Source organism: Enterococcus sp. AZ126 (assembly GCF_051714545.1).
In the GTDB taxonomy this organism is placed as follows: Bacteria; Bacillota; Bacilli; order Lactobacillales; family Enterococcaceae; genus Enterococcus_L.
On the sequence record NZ_JBIOSB010000001.1, the window covers coordinates 1,045,501 to 1,066,688 of the forward strand.

The following is a 21,188-nucleotide window of genomic DNA, read 5'->3' on the forward strand; positions in this document are numbered from 1 at the left end:
TGCCACCTACACTTTCTCTTTGATGTTCTTGCCGAGAATTCCAGCAGGACGAATCAATAAAATAATAATCAACAATGCATAGACCACCGCATCTTTATAATCTGAAAAACCAAGTGCAATCGTAATCGTCTCTAATAGACCGATCACAAAACCACCCAGTGCGGCACCCGGTATGATCCCAATCCCACCTAAAACAGCCGCAACGAACGATTTAAGTCCTGGAACTACGCCCATCATCGGATCAATGGAATTATAATAAAGTCCAATTAGCATACCAGCAGCTGCTGCTAAAGCAGAACCTAATGCAAACGTAAATGAAATTGTGCGATTGACATTGATCCCCATTAGTTGTGCAGCGTCCGCATCTACAGAAACAGCACGCATTGCTTTTCCCATTTTTGTCTTTTTGACAATCAGTTGTAACGCAATCATCAATACTAATGAGATAACTAAAATGAGAACTTGAATATTTGAGATTTGAATAAACCCTAATTGATAATTTTTAAATTCAATTGCTTGTGGAAATGATTTTTTTTCTGGTCCTAACCAATAAATCATTCCGTTTTGCAGTAAAAATGACACCCCTATTGCGGTGATCAAGGCTGCGATTCTTGTTGATTTTCTTAGAGGTCTGTATGCTAAAAATTCAATTACCACACCAATCACCGCAGCTCCTGCCATTGATAAAATCAGCGCTGGGAAAAACCCTAAGTTTAATTTGTTGATAAAGAAATACCCCATAAATCCGCCCAACATGTAGATTTCTCCATGGGCAAAGTTGATCAATTTGATAATGCCATAAACCATTGTATACCCTAAAGCTAATAGTGCATAAATACTCCCTAAAAAGAGCCCATTTACTAGTTGTTGGATTACTACTTCCATGATTATCACTTCCAATATTTTAGAATAATTGCTATTTCATTAAAGTAAAAAGAGGACGGACAAAACGTGGAACCTTGTCTCACCCTCTTTAAGTTACTTATACAGCTTACTTTTTAAGGATTTACCGCATCCGCAGATGTTTCTTTTCCTTCTGTTAATCCTAGTACTACAGCTGACTTTTCAGGATTGTGGTCTTTGTCCATCGTCATTTTTCCTGTAACACCAACAAAGTCTTTCAATGAAGCTAAGCCTTCTGTAATATCTTTTGAATCAGCTGAATCTTTGTCTTCCATCGCTTGTTTTAACATGTAAACTGAATCATAGCCTAAAGCATTAAACGCCGATGGTTGTTTATTGTATTTTTTCTTAAATGCTTCTACAAATGGTTTTACTTTGTCTGTAGCAGGTGCTTTTTCTGAGAAGTGTCCTGTGTAATAGACTTTAGAAACATTTTTTGCGCCAGCGATTTCAACTAATTTTTCATCACCGAATCCGTCAGCACCAAGAATTGGTTTGTCGATCCCCATCTCGCGTGCTTGCTTGATGATCAATCCTGCTTCTGCATAGTATCCTGGAATGTAGATTGCATCGTAATCAAGGTCTTTGATTTTCGTTAAGATTGCTTGGAAATCTTTATCACCAGCTGTAAAGGTTTCTTCTTTAACGATTTTTCCTTTAAACGTATCTTTAAATGACTTCGTCAACCCAATTGCGTAGTCACTCGAATTATCGCCGATGATCACAACATCTTCAGCTTTCAAATTATCTTGTGCAAAGTTTGCTAAGATAACTCCTTGGAACGTATCTTGGAAACACGCTCTGAAAATATATTCTTGTACTTTATCGTTTACAACAGTGATGCTATCATCTGTACCTGAAGGTGTGATCACAGGAACTGCTGCTTTTGTCATATTTGGAATTGTTGCTTTTGTTGCGCCTGATGTCGCTGGTCCAACGACTGCAACAACTTTATCTTTGGCTGTTAAATTAGCTGCTACTGATGTCGCTTCGCCATTTTCAGATTTGTTGTCTTTTTCGATCAATTCTAATTTTTTCCCTAACACACCACCAGCTTTGTTGATTTCTTCAACAGCTAAGGTAATTCCTTCTTTTTCAGCATTCCCATATGCTGAAACATCGCCGGAAAGTTCCATGTTCATCCCAATTTTGATCGTATCGCCTTCAACCTTATTTCCACCACCGCTTGCGCCTCCGCCAGCTTGTGGACCACACGCTGCTAGTAAAAATAGACTAGCAAATAAAAAGCTAAATTTTTTCATTTTTGTTTCCTCCCTAGTTTTAAAGCTGAACGAGTTCGTAAAGCCAGATAATTTTCTTTGTATATATAATTATTAAAGAAGTATGTATACAAATATAATCAATAACGAAAGAAATGTCAACGAATTTTCTGAAAATTCCTATAATTCAAATTATTAAACTTGATTTTCCTGATTTCACTACAGAATCTCTCCATATCAACTTGTAGAAAAAATTTAATAAAGGATCAACTTATCCCCTATTTTCTGCCATAATAAAACTGACGAAAGTGGCTTGTAAGTCGATCCATTATAATTTTATTCTGTTTCAAAAACAGTTAGCCTTCATGAGTATTTCTAAATTTTTCTCTCACTCAAAATCATTTACTGTCTTTTTGTTATATCAAGTTGACAGTTCTTATTGAGAAATACTAACAGGCTAGAGTAACATTTCAACACCTTGTTCATTTAGTAATGCTACTTCTACTTTATCTGTAACAGAAAGAATTTCCACGCCTAACAAGTTGAATGTACCATCTTCAGCCATTTTTACTGTTTCTTGACGTCTTCGATTGACGTACAAACGAACACTCTTTGCTGATTTCGCTGTCACTTTTCCTGTTACATACGGCGTATCCAACTTATAGATATCCAGTGTCATTTCCGCCTTAACTGGCTTGATATTCACCTTTTGGCGTGTGACTTCGGTACTATAACGATACCCAACAACTTCAACTTTATCACTTTCTTGTTTAATTAGACCATCTACATCAAATGTAAATTGTCGATTTGAGGTTAATAATTTCCGTTCAATTTCTTTTCCATCAATTTCCAAAATATTTTTTCATTCCTTTACCTCCTTCTTATTTTATAATTATTATTTATATATAATAAAAAAATAGTAATTATAACTTATTTAACAACTAAATATCAATTATATAATCTAAATAATAATAAATTATTTGTTTAAAGTTTTTCATTATTTACATAAAGAATTGAAATAAAAAAGAGGCTAGGGCATAACTCTACGAGTTATATCCTAGCCTTAAGGAATTCGAATAAATGGTTGGAACTGAAGCAACTCCTCTTCTTTCTAGGAGTTAAACGCTTTTGTCCCAACCTATGCCTTTCTTATTCACATGCTTTGCGTTTCTTTTCATTAGGTAAAACTTGACTAACGCAACGTTTCCCGTTGAATGTCAGAAAAATAGTATGAAACTCCAGCTATACCTAATAGATCTTAGCTATTTTTTTGGATCGTTACAAAATTAGCAGCTGCCCCAATCAGATTGGCATCATTTTTGTATTTACAGGTCACTAGTTGCGGGATGAAATCATTCAATTCAAAATACGCCAATTTTTCTTTCATTCGACGATTGATTTCCTCTAGTAAGCCTTTTTTAGCAGAAACGCCACCGCCTAAAACGATCATCTCTGGATCAAGAGAAAATTGAATACTAAACAAACCTTGTGTTAAATACTCATAGAAATTATTGACCTCTTCAATCGCTACTTCATCACCAGACTCTGCCAAAGCAAATACGTCTTCCCCAGAAAACGCTTCTTTTTCCAGACCTTTACGTTTACAATAACGCCAAGCCATTTGAACGGCGGTTCCAAGCTTACTAAAGGTCTGTCCACCACTTAGGTACATCAACCCAAATTCTCCGCCATAAAGGTGCGCTCCTTTAACGATTTCCCCCTTGCGGAAAATGGCGCCACCAATACCCGTTCCAATAACCACGAACGCTACTTCTTGTTTCCCTTTGGCAGCACCTTCGTATATTTCTGCCATTCCTGCACAATTCGCATCGTTTTCGATTGTTACTGGAAGATTAAATAGCTCTTCTAATTCTTTAAATATATTGAAGCCATGAATATATGGAATCGCTGAAATTCCATTGATCATTTGCTTTTCAACATCTACTACTCCTGGAGCACTTAAGGCGACACCTGCTAGTTTTTGATTGATCCCTTCAAAGACAGCGATTAATGACGCTTTCATTTCATCCCATGTTTTCGGTGTTTTAAATTGTCCTTTGTCCGTCATTTCTTGTCCGTTCCAAACCCCATATTTGACTGCTGAACCGCCAAAATCAAATGCTAAAATCTCCATCCAAAAGTCCACCTTCATCTATTTATTTTCTTTATTTCTTCTATAGTTATAGGGACCATGATATTCTTGATCCAGATTTCTTTTTAAGCTAAATTTCAAGGGTACATAGTCGATTCCACCCTTTGTCAGCGGATGGCAGCGTAAAAAGCGCGCCGTTCCCATCGTTACCCCTTTGATGCTGCCATGTGTCTGGATGGCATCGATCATATATTGTGAACACGTTGGATGATAGCGGCAACTAGCTGGCAGTCCAGGGGAAATAAAACGCTGATACCCACGAACCATTCCAATAAAAATATTTCCTGCCATTTCGTCCCTCTTTTCTCTATTCGAAGAAACTATACCTTTTTTTATAATTGAATGCAAGCTTACCAACCGAACATAAAAGTATTTTTATAAAAATTAGTAATAGTTGGAAAAGAAAACTATTCAAATTTCCAAAAGGATGCTAAACTAAAGAAAAGAAGTTGTACCACACAGCTTCTACTCAATCTAAAAAGAAATGGAGTAGATACACAATGGGCTTAAAATTTGAAAGTACCAATGACTTAGATAAATTATTCGATTCTTTTGCGTCAGATCCAAAAAAAGTGGAGATGCCAAAAGAAGAACTAGAAAAACAAGCAGCAAAAGCACAACAAAAAGAAGACAAGAAAAAAGAAAAATAAAAACTAGCATTGACAGCTCTCTAAAGGTTGTCAATGCTAGTTTTTATTAGGCTCTATACTTTTTGATGTTGGTGAACAATCACCGGCATCTTTTTTAATGCAAAATAATAGAAAAGACACCCTGATATCCTTTAGAATTAAGTCGTCTAAAACCAATCAAAAGGGGAAATCAAGATGTCCTATACAAATCTTACCAAAGAAACCTTAGATATTCTAGACTTAAACATTACTTTTAATGAAAATTCTTTAAAAAAAGAACGCATTAAAGGACGGATCTGCCAGGAATTTTCTGGTACGTTGGACTATTTAGCGCACTCCTGTCCTCATTGTGGTGCCCATGAAGACGGATCGATTATTCGTTGGAGCTTTACAACCTGTCTGATTTTACTGAATGATGTTTCTGAATACCAAACATACTTACGCTTGAAGAAACGTCGTTTCTTCTGTCATTCTTGTGATAGAACTTTTGTCGCTGAAACAAGTCTTATCGAAAAGTGTTGCTCGATCTCTAAGAAAGTTAAGCTTTCGATTGCCGAGCGTCTACGAAACACTTCGTCTATGACCGAAATTGCCCGTCAAAAGAAGGTCTCTGTTTCCTCTGTTTATCGCGTATTGAAACAGTTTTACGAACCCCAAAAAATCAATCGACTCATCTTGCCAGAAGTTCTTTGTTTTGATGAATTTAAATCAGTGAAACAAGTCGCTGCCTCTATGAGTTTCATTATGATGGATCGACAAACAACGCAATTACTCGATGTCGTTGAAAACCGCCAGTTGCCTTTTTTAGAACGCTATTTCTCACGATTTTCTTTATCTGTTCGTGAAGGTGTAAAATACATTGTTTGCGATATGTATGCGCCTTATTTTTCTTTAATTAAGAAACTATTTCCCAAGTCTCAGATTGTTCTTGATCGCTTTCATATTGTGCAACACATTGGGCGAACGTTCTTAAAACACCGCATTCAACGAATGAATACCTTTCTCCATCAAGGATCTGTAGAAGCAAAAAAATACCGTCACTTGAAGAAATACTGGAAACTACTTCAAAAGAATCAATCGAAGCTCCATTTTGAAAAACGCCAATGGCGTCCTTCCTTCCGTGCTTATTTAACAGAAACCGAACTCGTGGATCGATTACTTGCCTATGATGAAGAATTAAAAGCTGGCTATACCTGTTATCAGGATTTTCTCTATGCCATACAAACAAGAGATTACACACGGTTTCACGTGTTATTAGAACAAGATTATTCTAGGCTTCCAGCTTATTATCAAACAACAATTACTACCTTTAAAAAAGTTCAAACGGGCATTAAAAATGCGTTGGATTTGCCTTATTCCAACGGACCGTTAGAATGCTTGAATAACCATATCAAAGTATTAAAGAGAAATGCCTACGGCTTCCGTAACTTCTATAATTTTAAATTGAGAATTACTTTATGCTTTGGGTCTGTTCTTTTTCAACCAAATAGAAAAACCTAGAGGCATTTCCCTCTAGGCTTCATCATTGATTTAATTCTTTGGATTTTCTTCACCAACATTAGTTGACAAAGAGCCTTTTATTATAAATACTTCTCAATGGCTTGCCAGGCTTCCTCTTTTCCTTCTTTCGTTTGTGAAGAGAAGAGTATGAAGTCATCGGATTTATCAAAGTTCAGCGCTTTTTTGATGACACTTTCGTGCTTGTTCCATTTGCCTCTTGGGATTTTATCTTTTTTAGTTGCGACAACGATCACAGGGATTTCGTAGTATTTCAAAAATTCATACATTTGAATATCTTCTTGTGTTGGCGCATGACGTAAATCGACCAAAGAAACAACAGCTTTCAATTGCTCTCTTGTGGTCATATACGTTTCGATCATCTCGCCCCATTTAGCTCGTTCTGTCTTAGATACTTTTGCATAACCATATCCTGGAACATCAACAAAATGCAACGCATCTTCGATCAGATAAAAATTTAGTGTTTGAGTCTTACCTGGCTTGCCTGAGGTTCTAGCTAGATTCTTCCGATTGATCAATGTGTTGATAAATGAAGATTTACCCACATTTGAACGACCGGCTAAGGCGATTTCTGGAAGTTCTGTCTCAGGATATTGTTTGGGTGAAACCGCACTAATAATAATTTCTGCGTTATGAACATTCATATTTTGACCTCTAATCTTATTGATTTCACTAAAAAACAGTGGGACAAAAGCAGCGCCATCAGAAATAAGCTAAAATTAACAAAAAGTTGAAACGCTCTTTTCATCAATTCTCTCTTAACTCTCGGAGCTAAAGCTTCTGTCCCAACTTTAATTATCCAGCTTTTTTGTCTTTTTTATTATAAACAATCGCTGGTTTGCCTGTACCTTCCACAGCCATTTCAGTAATAATGACTTTTTCGATTGTCTCATCAGATGGTACATCGAACATTACATCCATCATGATTTCTTCGATGATTGAACGTAAGCCGCGAGCACCTGTATTACGTTCAATTGCTTTATCCGCAATCGCACGAAGCGCATCTGGTTCAAATTCTAATTCTGTATCATCTAAAGACAATAGTTTTTGATATTGTTTTACCAAAGCATTTTTTGGTTCAGTCAAGATACGAACCAAATCATCTGTCGTCAACTTCTCTAACGCGGCTGTCACTGGTAAGCGTCCGATGAACTCAGGAATCAGACCGAATTTCAACAAATCTTCTGGAATGATTTGTTGCATAATACTTTCTTCTTCGTTAAGTTTGCTATTTTTCGTACCGAAACCAATTGTTTTTTCGCCTAGGCGATTTTTGACAATGTTTTCGATTCCATCAAAAGCTCCACCCACAATAAATAGAACATTCGTTGTATCGATTTGGATAAATTCTTGATGTGGATGTTTGCGTCCGCCTTGCGGTGGCACACTGGCAACCGTTCCTTCTAAGATTTTAAGCAACGCTTGTTGGACACCTTCACCTGACACATCTCTTGTGATGGAAACATTTTCGCTTTTGCGTGCAATTTTATCGATTTCATCGATATAAATAATCCCTTTTTCAGCGCGTTCCACATTAAAATCAGCAGATTGTAGCAGCTTCAATAGAATATTCTCTACATCTTCCCCTACATATCCCGCTTCTGTCAAACTAGTCGCATCTGCAATTGCAAATGGGACATTCAGTGTTTTAGCTAATGTTTGGGCTAAAAAGGTTTTCCCAGAACCCGTTGATCCAATTAAACAAATATTGCTCTTTTGTAGTTCCACTTCTTCAGAGCTTGAATTTTCTGATTGATTTACACGTTTATAGTGATTATAGACCGCAACTGCTAATGAGCGCTTTGCCTGATCTTGTCCAATTACATATTCGTTTAGGGCTTCCAAAATTTCTTGGGGTTTTGGAACATCCGTTAATTCACGTACAGCTTCGTCGTAAAATTCTTCATCAATAATCTCTTTGCATAAGTCGATACATTCATTACAAATATAGACACCTGGTCCAGCAACGATTTTTTTCACTTCTTCTTGTGTTTTACCACAGAAAGAACAGCGAACTGCATCATTGTTGCTATTTGTGTTATCGTACATGCGTGTCACCCCTCTAAAATTAAAAATGACTGTCGTTACAGTCTTAAGATATGATAGCATATATCAAGTGAAAATGCGAACATTGGATTTATAAAGTTTTACTGATTCAATGAATTCTTATGGTATACTAAAAGAGTTAAATCAACTGCTGCTTCTTTTAAATCAGCAGTAAAAAATGGAGGGAATTTCATGCTAGAACAAATTTTATTAGGAACTTATACACGTAGAGAAAGTAAAGGAATCTATCAGATCGCACTAGATACTGAGAAAGAGACACTTACTGACGCAACGTTATTAGTAGAAGAAACTAGCCCAACATACTTAGCACTTAATCAAAAAGGTGACTTATTCAACGTTACTTCTGTTGATGGTGAGGGTGGAATGGCCGCTTATAAAAACAATGAACAGTTTGACTTGATCAATAAAGTAACAGAAGCCGGCGCTCCTCCATGTTATGTTGCTATTGACGAAGAGAAACAATTGGTTTTTGGTGCGAATTATCATCAAGGAATCATTCATGTGTATCGTATTTTGGCTGATGGCAGCTTAGAAGATACAGATAAAATCGTTCATGATGAAGCAACTGGTCCTCATGACAATCAAGACAATGCGCATGTTCATTATACTGATTTAACGCCTGATCGTCGTTTAGCTGTTTGTGATTTGGGTACGGACCGAGTTTACACCTATGATGTTAGTGCAGAGGGAAAATTATCTGAGGTGGCGCAATATGTTGCAGAACCTGGAACGGGTCCTCGTCATTTAGTTTTCCATCCAATGAATCAATTTGCTTACCTTTTTGGTGAATTAGATAGTACAGTTACTGTATTAGCTTATAATGAAAAAGATGGTTCATTTGAACAAGTTCAAAAAGTATCGACTTTACCTGATGGATTCAATGAATTTAACGGTGGTGCTGCGATCCGTATTTCAGCTGATGGCCGATTTGTCTATGCATCAAACCGTGGCCATGATTCAATTGCTGTTTTTGCAACAGCAGATGATGGCAGTAAAATAGAACGTGTGCAATTGATTTCTACAGAAGGTGAAATCCCAAGAGATTTTGATTTAGATCCAACAGGCAAATTTGTGGTTGCGGCAAATCAAAATACGGATAATCTCACTCTTTATCGTCGTGATGAAGAAACTGGACTTTTAGAAATGATCCAAAAAGATATTTATGCACCAGAATGCGTCTGTGTTTATTTTAAATAAACACTAAAGTGAGTGGTTCAAGGGTTTAAACATCTCACTGAACAGCCAAATAAATAGTATGATTTATCAAAAAACCGCACAATGCCTATAGCGCATTTGTGCGGTTTTTGATCCAATTTTTCATGCCTCTTTTAATTTTCATATTTCTTCACTTCAGCTTTTGACTCCTGGATTTTTTCGATGGTTTGATCAAAGTTTCTGGAGGCATAGGCATAGAATAAAACATCTACCACGATAAACTGATCATGTAATGAGGTAGTTGCTGCACTTCTTAGCACGGCTTCATTCGAACGAACAGTTTGCAGCGTATATTCGGCTTTGTTGGTCAGTGTATTATTGCCAAATTGTGAGAGCCCAATCGTTTTTAATTGGTGCTTTTGCGCTACATCAAGTAACCTCAACACTTCTTTCGTTTCACCTGAATGAGAGATACAGAAAAATACCGCCTCTTTCGGTGCAGATACTAAGATCGTTACTAAAACATGGGAATCCTGTACACAGACAACTGTTTTACCGATTCGATTCCATTTTTGTGCAATATTTTCTGCTACTAGATATGAGGCTCCGATACCAAACACATAAATAATCGGTGCTGCAACTAGCACATCTACGATCGTTTCAACTCGTTGATTGTTGAGTAGAGCAACTGTCTCTTGCATAGATTGGTAAGCATTGCCTAATAGTTTTTTCTTGATCTCATCCACTGATTCGTTTGCGGTAATATCTGAGTATCCTTCATGAACAGGTACTTCGATTTCAGCTGATAAACGAACTTTTAATTGTGTGAAACTTTGCACATCTATCCTTTTACAAAAACGAATCACCGTTGCCGGACTTGTACCTGCATAGGTCGACAGCTCTGATGCTGTCATTTCAATTACTATTGAAGGGTTATCCAAAATAACTTGACCGATCTTCCGCTCAGAATTTGGTAGCAGATCCAATATACTTATAATTCTTCCTTGAATATTTTCTCCGCTCATTGTTTCATCTCCATTTTTTTATTTCCCACTACTCTTAAACAAATCACATAAAGATAAACGTACCCAAAAGAGTAGTCAAAAGTAGTCATTTTGTAGAGTAAAGTACTGTTTTCTATAATCATAATACCATTCTCTACTCAATTTTCAAATACCTATAGATACTTTTAATGTGTTAAAACAATAAAATGTATACTCGTTATTCGTAATACGTAATACTTCCCAGTGGAACAGATTTTTTTGCTCCAGTCGCACTTGGAACATTGCCCGTACCGTGTTGCACTGTCTGATTGGCTAAAATCACCATTGCGATTGCTTCTTTCGCTTCAGATGAATAACCAATATCTTCTTGGATCATCACTTGAACGTCTGGCAGTTCAGCTTTGATCATCGAGGTCAAGGTTTGATTATAGCTGCCACCGCCTCCGATGATCAGCTCTGTTTTGCCTTGAATAAATGGTTTTACTGCAATAGCAATCGACTTAGCTGTAAACATCGTCGCCGTTGCCAACAGATTTTTGGGGTCTATGGCCCAATTTTCAATCAACATTTGTGTATACTGTTTGCCAAATTCTTCACGACCCGTTGTTTTTGGATATGGTTTTTTGATGTACGGATGTGCCATCATCTCAGCTAATAGCGCTGGATCAACCGTTCCTTGTTTAGCATATGCACCATTTTTATCATATTCTTCGTCAAAAAAGTGTAAACATATTTCGTTCATAATAACATTTCCTGGCCCAGTATCGAATGCCACCATGTCTTCTAATTTACTATTCTTTGGAATTACCGTTAAATTACCAATACCACCAATATTTTGTAAAATACGCGTTGTATCCTCACTTCGATAAATAACATATTCAGAATATGGAACAATCGGCGCACCTTGTCCACCAACAGCCATATCCCGTTCTCTAAAATTCGATACCACTGTTGTTTTTGTCCGCTCACAAATCACTGCTGGATCACCAATTTGGAGCGTCGATGCTGAAAATTCTTCTCTAGCAAATGGAATATGAAAAATTGTTTGGCCATGACTGCCGACAAAAGCTAACTCATCAGAAGAAATACCTGCTTTTTTACAAATTGCTAAAACGGCTTGTGCAAATGCTTCTCCTAATTCAACATTCAATGAACAAATTTTTTCTACATTGGAGGACTCAAGTGAAAGCGATTCTCGAATCCTACTCAACGTCTTTTTTGCTAAAGGGATCGTTACAAAATCAATCAACGTTACCGACGTTTTTTCGTCTTTGCCTGAAATATCGACTAACGCTGCATCGATACCATCTAAAGATGTACCAGACATTAATCCTACTGCGTATACCATAGTAATTCCTCCTTCTTGTCTTTATTTCTCCTGAAACTTATTTGACTTCGTTGAAAGCAAATTTTTGCCATGGTCGTAAATAAGGTAGTAAAATTCGATCTGCTTCAGTAATTTTCCCAACAACATTGGTTTTTCCTGAATTTTGCATTGGCAATAGTGCGATTTGCAGCTCTCCTGCGTAATGAGCATATAGTGACGTCTCTACAATAATATCTCCAACCGTCATGTCTGCCGTGTTAAAAGGTTCAAATTTGTGTCCTTTGTATTTTACCCGACTTTGTGTTGAACGAACAACGTAATCAGAAATGTCTCCACGGTTAAAGTGAAACTCCTCTAAAATAATCGTTCTTTCCAGTTCTGGCGTTGCTTCTTCAATTGTGCAGTCAAAGGTTAATTTGTATGGATCGATGTTACTCAATGCCTTTAATTCTTCTTCTGTTGCGAATGAATTTGCAATGATCACGTCATCAATCAAATCAGTGGCCCATAAATGTTTGGCTTGTGTTGTTATCGGCCACTCGCGATGCATTTCTAACGTACACAATCCTTCTTCAACTGGCCAAGGTCCAATAGAAGCGGATGGTGAACTTACAAAAGCTGCTGTATGGATGCCATTCTCTTTGTAAACTTTTGTTGTTTCGATAAAATGATCGTAACTTAATCCTGTGTAACGATGTGGATAAAAATTATGACAGCCTAATAACTTATCTGGATTTGCCTGATAACTCAAAATATTTTCTAAATAACGTGTTCCAGAGCTAATGTTTAATTCTATCGCTAAATCTTGCGGATTAAATGTCATAATCGATTCTTCATTTCCAGTAAACCCTAAGTCTAAACGAATCCCATCTGCGCCAATTTCTTTGAAAAAAGATAAGTCATTATAACTAATTTCTAACTCACCAAAGACTTTTGGGCTAACGTCTGCTATGACTTCCATTCCTAATGACTTTGCAAATGTAATAGTTTCGGTAAAATCTTTTACGATCTTTTCTTTTCCCTCTTCAACAGATAGCAGGCAAGTAAAGACTCTTTTAAAATTATATTTTGCCGCTAATGTCATATACTCCTTGATCTCTTCCACACTGCTATGGTTTGGATATACTGAAATACCTAATCTTCTCATTGGTTTGACTCTCCATTCTTTTTATAAAAATAATATGCTCCTTTTGCACTTGAATGTTCTTTTTCTACAATTTGTTCCTCAAATGAACAATGCCTCAAATAAGAGAAAAAAGAGCGCCGTACAACTTCGTTTTTTTCAATAACACTACCGTTCAACGCAATATTGACTGGTTGATTGTTTACGTGCATTTTCGTTACAACTTTTTCTACTTCTAGCGCAAGCTGCGTTCCAGCTTCTGTTAAAATAGTCGCAGCTATCGACTCTTTTTCCGATAATTCACTAACCATTTGGGCTAATCCAGCAATTTCGTCTTTTTTTGCTTGATACGCTTTTTTAACTAATTCAAGAACTGTAGAAACCTGAAAATAGGCAAATAATTCTTGTGTGAGTATGCTATATTGGCTTCCTAAATCATATTCTGAGAGTGCTTGTTGTATTGCACGTTTTCCGATATAATATGCGCTTCCTTCATCTCCAAATAAATGACCCCAGCCACCAACTCGATACCATTCGCTCATTTTCATGCCCAGACAAACCGAACCAGTGCCAGCAATGACTAACACTCCTGATTCTCCCTTAAGCATCGCATAATGAGCCAATTGGCCGTCATTCAATAAAACGATAGGAATATTAAATTCAGCTAATTCTTTTGTTAAGATATCTCGTAAATCTCCACTATCGATCCCGGCCAAACCTAATACTAATACTTGGCAATCTTCGGGCTTACGAGAATCGAATATGGTTTGAACTGCTGATTTTATATTGGAAAGTCCTTCATTATAATCAACCAACATATTACCAAAACCTGTAATGGTTTGTTGCAGTTCATTCCCCGCTAAATCATAAACAATTGCTTCTGTTTTTGTACCACCACTGTCGATACCAATAATATACTTCATGATTTAATTCGCTACTTTCTTTAGGTTTGCGTCTTGGTTACTTTGTCTATTTAATAAAATTAATAGCAAGTATCCATCCTCGATATTGTCATTCATCTTACATAAATTGAGGCTAGGACATAACTCGACGAGTTATACCCTAGCCTTAAGAAATCCGAATAAACGGTGAGAGCAGAAGCAATGTCTTCTTATTTCTCGGAGTGAAAGACTTCTGTCCCAACTTCTACAAAATAAAGGGTTTATTCAAATCCCTACTTTGGCTGATTTCTTTTCTCTAACTGTAGCCGACTACTTTCAAAAAATATAACGGATAAAACGCCACTAACTAAATAGAGGCCTTGTTTGATTGCCGGCGAAAGGTTTGGGAGCAGTAACAGTGGAATTAAAATAACTAAAAACACCAATAACCCAATTATCCAACGATTTGGTAATAAACACTTTTTTTTCAAATAATGAGTCAAGGCTATACCTGCTAGAAGAAATAGTATGCTAATCAATAAAAATTGAATTTTCATCATCGTTATCACCTTACCTTTTATTCTACAACTAGATTTTCTTTTTCCAATTCATTGTTGTCATAAATTTTTACAAATGGATAGTAGATGAACACTGAAATAATAATTAAAAGAATATTTAAAACAGCTGCTCTCCAATCTCCTCCAGTTGCTAGATACGCACCGATTGGACCAGGCAGTGTCCATGGAGCAGTAAAAATAACGCGATTCACTAAACCAAATTGTGTAGCAAACCATGCAATCGTTCCTGTAACCATTGGTGTTAAAATAAATGGAATGATCAAGATCGGATTCAAGACGATTGGTGTACCAAAAATAAGTGGTTCATTGATATTGAATATTGCTGGTGCCAATGTCGCTTTTCCTAATTTTGAAGCAAATTGAGATTTTGTGCTAAACGCTAACAAAAGAGCTAAACCAATTGTACAGCCTGAACCACCAATCCAAATGAACCATTGATAAAACGGTTCTGCCGCAATATTTGGTAATTCTTTTCCAGCTGCCATCGCCGCTGTATTTCCGTCTAATAATTGTAACCACAATGGTCGTGCTAATGAACCCACGATCGAAACTCCGTGAATCCCGAATGACCAAAAGAATGTAACTAAGAAAATCAATAACAACATACTTGGTAAACTATCTGCAGCACTAACTAGCGGGCTTACAACTTTAGAAACAGTTGAATGCCAGTCAAAACCGATAAAATAAGTCAGCGTAGATATTCCTAAAATAACAATCAAGGTTGGTGTTAATGTTTCAAACGATCTAGCAACTGCTGGCGGTACTTGATCTGGCATCGTAATTTTAAATTTTGATTTATCTGTAATACGATAGATTTCAACTGCTAGAATCGAAGTGATGATTCCAACAAACATTCCACCACCGCCTAAATTGGCCATCGGCAACACAAATCCTGCAGTTCCAGCAGCATCAAGCGCTTCCACTGGAATGTTGACAGGAACAAACGTTAATAAAAATGCAATCGTCGATAAAATACCGCCTGAAATGACATCTAAATTATATGTTTTCGATAAACTTGCCCCAATTCCAAATGTTGCGTAAAGTGTCATAATGTACATTGTCATACGGTATGGCATCAAAATAGTTGCAGCATTTGATGTTAAAAACTCTGTTATACCCCAATCAGCTGGAAGTGGCGGAAAAGCGATGATCAAGAAAAATGATCCAATAATAATCAATGGTAATGTTGCTATAATCCCATCTCTGATCGCTCGTAAATGGCATTGATTTGCTAATTTTGCCATTGGTCCAGCTAGATGTTCTTCAATAAATTCGGTAAACTTTTTCACTGTTTTTCATCTCCTAATTTTACATTCATAATTTTAACCGCTTTCAAAAAATAAGAAAATAAGTGCATCTTTGATGTTATAACTTTAATCATTTTATTGCGTTCTCCTTTTAAATCCTCCCCCGATATCCTATTTTCGTATTATTTATACATCAAAATGTCATTAAGAAAAAAAGCATCTCTCTTTGACATTCTTATAATACAACTAAAGAACTTTTTTTTCAACATTTTTTATTAAAAAAAGAAATAAAATTTCATTCAACTCAGAAAAGAAAGTGAAATTAAATTACGATAAAAATTATTTCAGTTTGAAATAATATTTCTTTAATGATATATTACTATTTATAAAATGATAACGTTTTATTTTGAAGGAGGAGTTTTGTTTCATGATGATGAAAAAGAGATTTGTACTTTTATTTTTATTGGGGTTATGTTTCATTAGCTTGTTTTTACGTCCATCGACTGGTTTAGCTCAAAACCAAACACTGTTTAAATTTGAACAAGGAATTGATGGTCGTCTTGGTTATAATTCTGAGCAACCTGTTCATTTTTATAATGGTTCTAACGAAATAGTCACCATTCCAACAGAATACAAACAACCCAAAAGTCAATTTCAAAGTGCTTGGGTTGCAACAATCAGTAACTTGAATATGGCAAAATCAGCATCAGAATCAGAATTTAAGGAAAATTATTTAAAAACACTCGGAACGTTCGAAGAATGGAATATGAATGCTATGATTTTTCAAGTTCGTCCATTGTTAGATGCTTGGTATCCCTCTGAATTAAATCCGTGGTCCGAATTTCTAAGTGGTACTCAAGGCAAAGATCCAGGGTATGATCCTCTAGCTTGGATGGTGGATGTCACACACCAAGCTGGTATGGAATACCACGCGTGGTTTAATCCTTATCGGGTATCAAACACAAAATATTCTGCCCAAAGTGTGTTAGATAAGACCAAACTTTCCAAAGAACAAATGCTAGACTTGTCGATTCCAGAACAAATCAAAGCTTTTTCTGATGCTGGAATTTTAGACTCGACTAATTATGCTGTAAAACATCCTGAACATGTTTTAATGTTTGATGAAAAATTCTTTTTAAATCCAGGCATTCCTGAGGTTCAAGCATACGTTATCGCTTCTATGAAAGAAGTGGTCGAAAATTATGATATTGATGCGATTCACTTTGATGACTATTTTTATCCTTATCGTCTATCTGAAACGAACTATTTTGGGATGAACAACGAAGACGAAGCAACGTTTAAAATATACGGCTCTGGCTATACTGATATTGAAGAATGGCGCCGAGACAACATTACTAATTTAGTCAGCGGCATAAAATCAATGCTGGACACACACAATCAAGAACATCAAAAAGCCGTTCAATTTGGCATCAGTCCTTTCGGTATTTGGGAGCACAAAGCGATTGATCCTCGTGGCTCTAATACACCATTGGGTTCTTCAAAATCCTATTCTAATAGTATTTTTGCTGATACTTATAAGTGGATGAAAGAGGGATTGATCGATTATGTTACCCCTCAAATATATTGGAGTTTTGATCAGGCCGCTGCGCCTTATGGTGAGTTGACACGTTGGTGGGATAATGTAGCTGAAGGGACAAATACGCAAGTCTATATTGGTCACGCAAACTATAAACATGTCAGTAACGGCGGCTGGGACGCTTCTTGGCTGAATCCTGAAGAAATTCCTAATCAAATGAAATTTAATCAACAATATGCAAATATCAAAGGAAGCACGTTGTTTAGTTATAATGATATTCTTCCTTCAAATATCAATAGTCTAGATCCTACTTTAAAAGAACGTCATCAAGCTAAAAATGATGCAATTGACTTATTGAAATCTGAGTATTTTAACACGCCAACTTTGATTCCAGAAAAACCATGGTTAAGTCAACAACCGATTCACGCACCGCTCTCATTAAGTCAGGTTTCTGAAAATTCTGGTACGACGCTTTCTTGGCAAGATACACGAGAAAATAGCACTCGTTATTTCGTTCTTTACAAAGGTACAGGTCCAAAAAATGAAATCATTGAGGATCCCAATAACATCGTCAAACGAATTTGGAAAGACCAAGAAAAAACAATATTCTCATACATTGATTCGCAGACTGCAAGAAATGAATCTGCTGAGACGAAGTATGTTGTAACCGCTATTGATGCAGCTGGAGTCGAATCTGAACCAACACAAGTAGAGGATGCACTTGAAACGCCAGGCAAATCTGTTACGGTCATCTATCAAACAAAAGACCAGCAGTCACTAAGCGAAAACGTTGTACTTGAAGGCGCTATTGGAGAAGCTTTTACAACTGAAGAAAAAGAATTTGAAGGGTATAAATTACTTGAGCGACCTACAAATAGTACGGGGACATTTACGGATCAACCACAAACCGTAACATACGTTTATGAATCCAGCACGTCTACGACTACTAGTGAAAGTGAAACAATCAATTCTTCTGACTCTTCACAAGACAGCTCAATAGAATCTAGCAGTACGACACATGAAACAAAAGCGACAGATTCCACGGTAAAACCAGTTGGGAAAAGCAATCTTCCTTCCGCAGGAGAATTTGTTTCTTATTCCGTTAGTATAATCGGTGTTTTACTGTTAGTCATGATTGGAAGATATGTCTTCTTACGTTATCGTTAATAGAAAATAAAACCACAGGGTCCAGCTCGATGTATGAGCTTTGGACTCTGTGGTTTTATTTTCATGATTTTTTCAAATGAATTTCTTCGATCATATCACGGAAAGCTAAATCAAAGTATGTCACGACTGGACCAAATAAAGTAACATCATCTGAGAACACTAAATCGGAAACCACTCTAAAATTATCCATTAAATATAATCTATCATAATATTTTTGTTTGATGTTTGCTATTTTATTACTTAACACGAATATCATATCCCTCTGATTTTATCTGCCGGTTTCGTATGATCTAACTCTGTTTCTTCCTGATGTTTTCTTTGCCTAGTACCCTTTTCAATTCGTCCATGTTATGTCTCGAAGGAATGATGCTCTCCATCTTCGTTTGCAACTTCATCTGCTTTTTCACTAACTTTTGCAACACGTTCGTTAGGAGATAAATCAACGATTTCTTTTTGCATCTCTGCCTTTCTAATCGTATCAAATTTCTTCTGTCGTTTATCCCAAGCCCTATCTATCGGCTTTGTCCAAGACAAATTCATCCGTGACAACTCAAATGTTCCTACAGCTGGATTCCAAGCCGCACCTCTTTCTACTTCCGCCAATCCTACATCAAAATTAGCTAATTGTGCTTCAAATTCCGCAAATAAACTGGGTGAACTTGCATTAAACTCATACAATTTCTGCAGTTTTTCTTCATTCTTTTGAATCGTGCTTTGTACGCCCAGATAACGTTGTTCCATTCGTGGATTGCGTTCTTTTTCTTTATCCATCGTGCGTGCCATATTTTGCAACAGCGCTTGTCCTTGGGCGATCTCCGCTTTTACTTGTTCTTCGATCACATCACAAGTGTCTACAGATGACTGAAATTCTTCAGGAAATTGATCATGCGCTTCAACTAGAGCCTCACATGCTAGTATAAATCCACTTGCCAAAGATGGATAAACTACTGAGAAATAAAGTTTCGCTGAATCATACGTTTTACTAGAAAGCGGCGCATTCATAAAGGCATTCACGCTATCTTTTAGCGTGCCGCAAAACTGAGTATATTCAGTTGCCATTTGCTTAGCAGCGGCGCTTTGGGCTTTTACTTCACCTACATAAAAGTCAATAGCCATAAGAAGTGTCCTCCACTTCTTCCACAAATAATTGCTTGCGTGCATGATATAGCTCTTCTTCTTTATTTTGTAATTGGACTTCTTCACTGACTAAACGTTCGGCTATCTCTTCTAAACGTTGGCGGTCATATTGGTGTAACCGATTGGCTTCTTCTTCTAATTCCATAAACTGTCCGACATAGTGCGATCCCTGATTATTCCCAATCAATTCTTGATAATAGCGTTGCTCTTGATGGTGGATCGAAAAATAATCCGCTTCCAATTCTTCTAATTCACGAATCTCACGAGATTTATCATCTTGCTCATGATTTATTTGTTGAAGTTGTTGATTGATTTTCAATTCTTTTGATTCTACACTCATCGTTTGATTCTTCCAAGTGAGGGAGAAAATAGTGGTAACTCAAAGTCTTTTTTGATTTTTTGGTCGATCAGACTAAATTCTTTGGCTACGGAATGGATTGCATTGCCATCTCGAGTGATTGCATTTGAGATCCGTTGTCCTCGACTATGAAGATTCGTTAGGCTGTTTTTGGCATTGTTATTGCCATTTACAGTCGTGCGTTCGGCTTTGCTGGTTTGATTTACGGATAAAAAACCACTTGCTGCCTGACTAAACTGCGCCGAAATACTCTCTGCCACGGATAGACTGCTTTTGATTCTTGTCATTTTATAAACCCCTTTTCCTTATGTTTACATTCTTATAACTTTAAACTCCTTAAGATTCTATTTTGACATATTTATTCATCTTATAGTTATCATAATTTTCTTTATGAAGTAAAAAATTTGCGAATTTGGAAATAAAAAAATTAATTAAAAAGAATTTCTGTGTATATAAATAAAAAGTATAATCAAAATTAAGTACGCTACCAATTAACTAAAGTTTAAATTTTACTTTGAGACGAAAATATCAAACTTTTTTTACTTTTAAACAAAAAACTACCGCTATTTCACGACAATTTTTTTCATTTCTTATGATTGCAAATAGATCACTTTATTTGACAGTTCATTTACTGAAAACTGATTCATTTCAAAAAAACCTTTGATTATTTTTTCGTTTTTTAGACGAATCACAATATGTGGTGACTTCCGAAAGGAGATAATACTTGTACTGGCAATCGTAAAATAGCGGATATCTGCATACATTAGTACCTGCTTTTTATTAAAATGAACTAGTGCTAAGCCATTTTCATACAAATACAATCCATCTTTTCTAAAAACAAATTCAATGATTGCTAATACTGTATAGAATATTCCACCAATTAACCCTATTTGCATGCCAAGTCGACCAACATCTGCAAAAATAATTAGTCCAAAACAAATTACTGCTGGTAGTATAAAAAATAATCCCAGCTTGATTCCTCTACGATAGGTATCGGAATGTAATTTTCCCAACTCCATTTTATTCTCCCTTTTTACATTATTTTACCCCTTTTATCGTATCATTTTTGAGTAGATAGAAAAAGAACGAAATTATTGACACACTTACCCTTCTATGAATTATCCTTATTTACTGAAAAAAGTAGTAGGGAAAAACTTAATACTAAGCTCTTCTCTGCTACTTTTT

Annotated in this window: 21 protein-coding genes; 4 read left to right on the top strand and 17 right to left on the bottom strand. The window is 36.3% G+C overall.

Annotation, left to right across the window (positions count from 1 at the left end):
- Nucleotides 1-6: 6 nt before the first annotated feature.
- The 5 genes from IGI43_RS05110 to yidD form a co-directional block, all read right to left on the bottom strand.
- Nucleotides 7-885, bottom strand: a complete 879-nt coding sequence (locus IGI43_RS05110) for a branched-chain amino acid ABC transporter permease (protein WP_207113833.1) — start codon at nt 883-885, stop codon at nt 7-9.
- Between the two features lie 113 nt (nt 886-998).
- Nucleotides 999-2,165 carry an ABC transporter substrate-binding protein gene (locus IGI43_RS05115; RefSeq protein ID WP_438756746.1) on the bottom strand — a complete coding sequence of 389 codons (1,167 nt, stop codon included), beginning with the start codon at nt 2,163-2,165 and terminating at the stop codon, nt 999-1,001.
- 415 nt (nt 2,166-2,580) lie between these two features.
- Entirely contained in the window at nt 2,581-2,976 is a 396-nt protein-coding gene (locus IGI43_RS05120) for an immunoglobulin-like domain-containing protein (RefSeq protein WP_438756747.1), read from the bottom strand.
- Between the two features lie 405 nt (nt 2,977-3,381).
- The gene (locus IGI43_RS05125) at nt 3,382-4,257 is read right to left on the bottom strand and encodes an ROK family protein (protein WP_438756748.1); all 876 of its coding nucleotides are present in this window, start codon (nt 4,255-4,257) and stop codon (nt 3,382-3,384) included.
- Between the two features lie 18 nt (nt 4,258-4,275).
- Nucleotides 4,276-4,566: a membrane protein insertion efficiency factor YidD gene (gene yidD, locus IGI43_RS05130; protein ID WP_438756749.1), complete on the bottom strand. Its 291-nt coding sequence runs from the start codon at nt 4,564-4,566 to the stop codon at nt 4,276-4,278.
- A 209-nt stretch (nt 4,567-4,775) separates the two neighbouring features.
- Here yidD and IGI43_RS05135 point away from each other — a divergent pair, with 209 nt between their 5' ends.
- On the top strand, nt 4,776-4,925 hold the full coding sequence (locus IGI43_RS05135) for an SPJ_0845 family protein (RefSeq protein WP_438756751.1): 150 nt from the start codon (nt 4,776-4,778) through the stop codon (nt 4,923-4,925).
- Between the two features lie 174 nt (nt 4,926-5,099).
- Nucleotides 5,100-6,404: an ISL3 family transposase gene (locus tag IGI43_RS05140; RefSeq protein WP_438756752.1), complete on the top strand. Its 1,305-nt coding sequence runs from the start codon at nt 5,100-5,102 to the stop codon at nt 6,402-6,404.
- Between the two features lie 80 nt (nt 6,405-6,484).
- Here the strand turns inward: IGI43_RS05140 and yihA are convergent, their stop codons facing one another.
- Nucleotides 6,485-7,066: a ribosome biogenesis GTP-binding protein YihA/YsxC gene (yihA, locus tag IGI43_RS05145; protein WP_206843242.1), complete on the bottom strand. Its 582-nt coding sequence runs from the start codon at nt 7,064-7,066 to the stop codon at nt 6,485-6,487.
- A gap of 151 nt (nt 7,067-7,217) precedes the next feature.
- Complete coding sequence (gene clpX, locus IGI43_RS05150) at nt 7,218-8,471, bottom strand: ATP-dependent Clp protease ATP-binding subunit ClpX (protein WP_438756753.1); 1,254 nt, start codon at nt 8,469-8,471, stop codon at nt 7,218-7,220.
- A gap of 189 nt (nt 8,472-8,660) precedes the next feature.
- On the opposite strand from clpX, the gene IGI43_RS05155 reads away from it, so the two are divergent.
- A complete protein-coding gene (locus IGI43_RS05155) occupies nt 8,661-9,686 on the top strand; it encodes a lactonase family protein (protein WP_438756754.1) in 1,026 nt (341 codons plus the stop codon).
- 131 nt (nt 9,687-9,817) lie between these two features.
- Here the strand turns inward: IGI43_RS05155 and IGI43_RS05160 are convergent, their stop codons facing one another.
- From IGI43_RS05160 to IGI43_RS05180, 5 genes are all read right to left on the bottom strand, one after another.
- On the bottom strand, nt 9,818-10,669 hold the full coding sequence (locus IGI43_RS05160; RefSeq protein WP_438756755.1) for a MurR/RpiR family transcriptional regulator: 852 nt from the start codon (nt 10,667-10,669) through the stop codon (nt 9,818-9,820).
- A gap of 196 nt (nt 10,670-10,865) precedes the next feature.
- Complete coding sequence (gene anmK / locus IGI43_RS05165; RefSeq protein ID WP_438756756.1) at nt 10,866-11,996, bottom strand: anhydro-N-acetylmuramic acid kinase AnmK; 1,131 nt, start codon at nt 11,994-11,996, stop codon at nt 10,866-10,868.
- 37 nt (nt 11,997-12,033) lie between these two features.
- Nucleotides 12,034-13,122: a DUF871 domain-containing protein gene (locus tag IGI43_RS05170; protein ID WP_438756757.1), complete on the bottom strand. Its 1,089-nt coding sequence runs from the start codon at nt 13,120-13,122 to the stop codon at nt 12,034-12,036.
- Complete coding sequence (locus tag IGI43_RS05175; protein ID WP_438756758.1) at nt 13,119-14,021, bottom strand: N-acetylglucosamine kinase; 903 nt, start codon at nt 14,019-14,021, stop codon at nt 13,119-13,121. The genes IGI43_RS05170 and IGI43_RS05175 overlap by 4 nt, the downstream gene beginning before the upstream one ends.
- 535 nt (nt 14,022-14,556) lie before the next feature.
- Nucleotides 14,557-15,801, bottom strand: coding sequence for a PTS sugar transporter subunit IIC (locus IGI43_RS05180; RefSeq protein WP_438758817.1), 1,245 nt, complete (start codon nt 15,799-15,801; stop codon nt 14,557-14,559).
- Nucleotides 15,802-16,231: 430 nt separating this feature from the next.
- On the opposite strand from IGI43_RS05180, the gene IGI43_RS05185 reads away from it, so the two are divergent.
- Nucleotides 16,232-18,508, top strand: a complete 2,277-nt coding sequence (locus IGI43_RS05185) for a family 10 glycosylhydrolase (RefSeq protein WP_438756759.1) — start codon at nt 16,232-16,234, stop codon at nt 18,506-18,508.
- Between the two features lie 61 nt (nt 18,509-18,569).
- Here the strand turns inward: IGI43_RS05185 and IGI43_RS05190 are convergent, their stop codons facing one another.
- From IGI43_RS05190 to IGI43_RS05210, 5 genes are all read right to left on the bottom strand, one after another.
- Complete coding sequence (locus IGI43_RS05190) at nt 18,570-18,698, bottom strand: hypothetical protein (RefSeq protein ID WP_438756760.1); 129 nt, start codon at nt 18,696-18,698, stop codon at nt 18,570-18,572.
- A gap of 158 nt (nt 18,699-18,856) precedes the next feature.
- Nucleotides 18,857-19,624, bottom strand: a complete 768-nt coding sequence (locus IGI43_RS05195) for a hypothetical protein (protein WP_438756761.1) — start codon at nt 19,622-19,624, stop codon at nt 18,857-18,859.
- Nucleotides 19,614-19,985 carry a DUF3958 family protein gene (locus IGI43_RS05200; protein WP_438756762.1) on the bottom strand — a complete coding sequence of 124 codons (372 nt, stop codon included), beginning with the start codon at nt 19,983-19,985 and terminating at the stop codon, nt 19,614-19,616. The genes IGI43_RS05195 and IGI43_RS05200 overlap by 11 nt, the downstream gene beginning before the upstream one ends.
- Complete coding sequence (locus IGI43_RS05205; protein ID WP_438756763.1) at nt 19,982-20,290, bottom strand: TIGR04197 family type VII secretion effector; 309 nt, start codon at nt 20,288-20,290, stop codon at nt 19,982-19,984. The genes IGI43_RS05200 and IGI43_RS05205 overlap by 4 nt, the downstream gene beginning before the upstream one ends.
- 303 nt (nt 20,291-20,593) lie before the next feature.
- Nucleotides 20,594-21,022, bottom strand: a complete 429-nt coding sequence (locus IGI43_RS05210) for a hypothetical protein (RefSeq protein ID WP_438756764.1) — start codon at nt 21,020-21,022, stop codon at nt 20,594-20,596.
- Between the last annotated feature and the right edge of the window lie 166 nt (nt 21,023-21,188).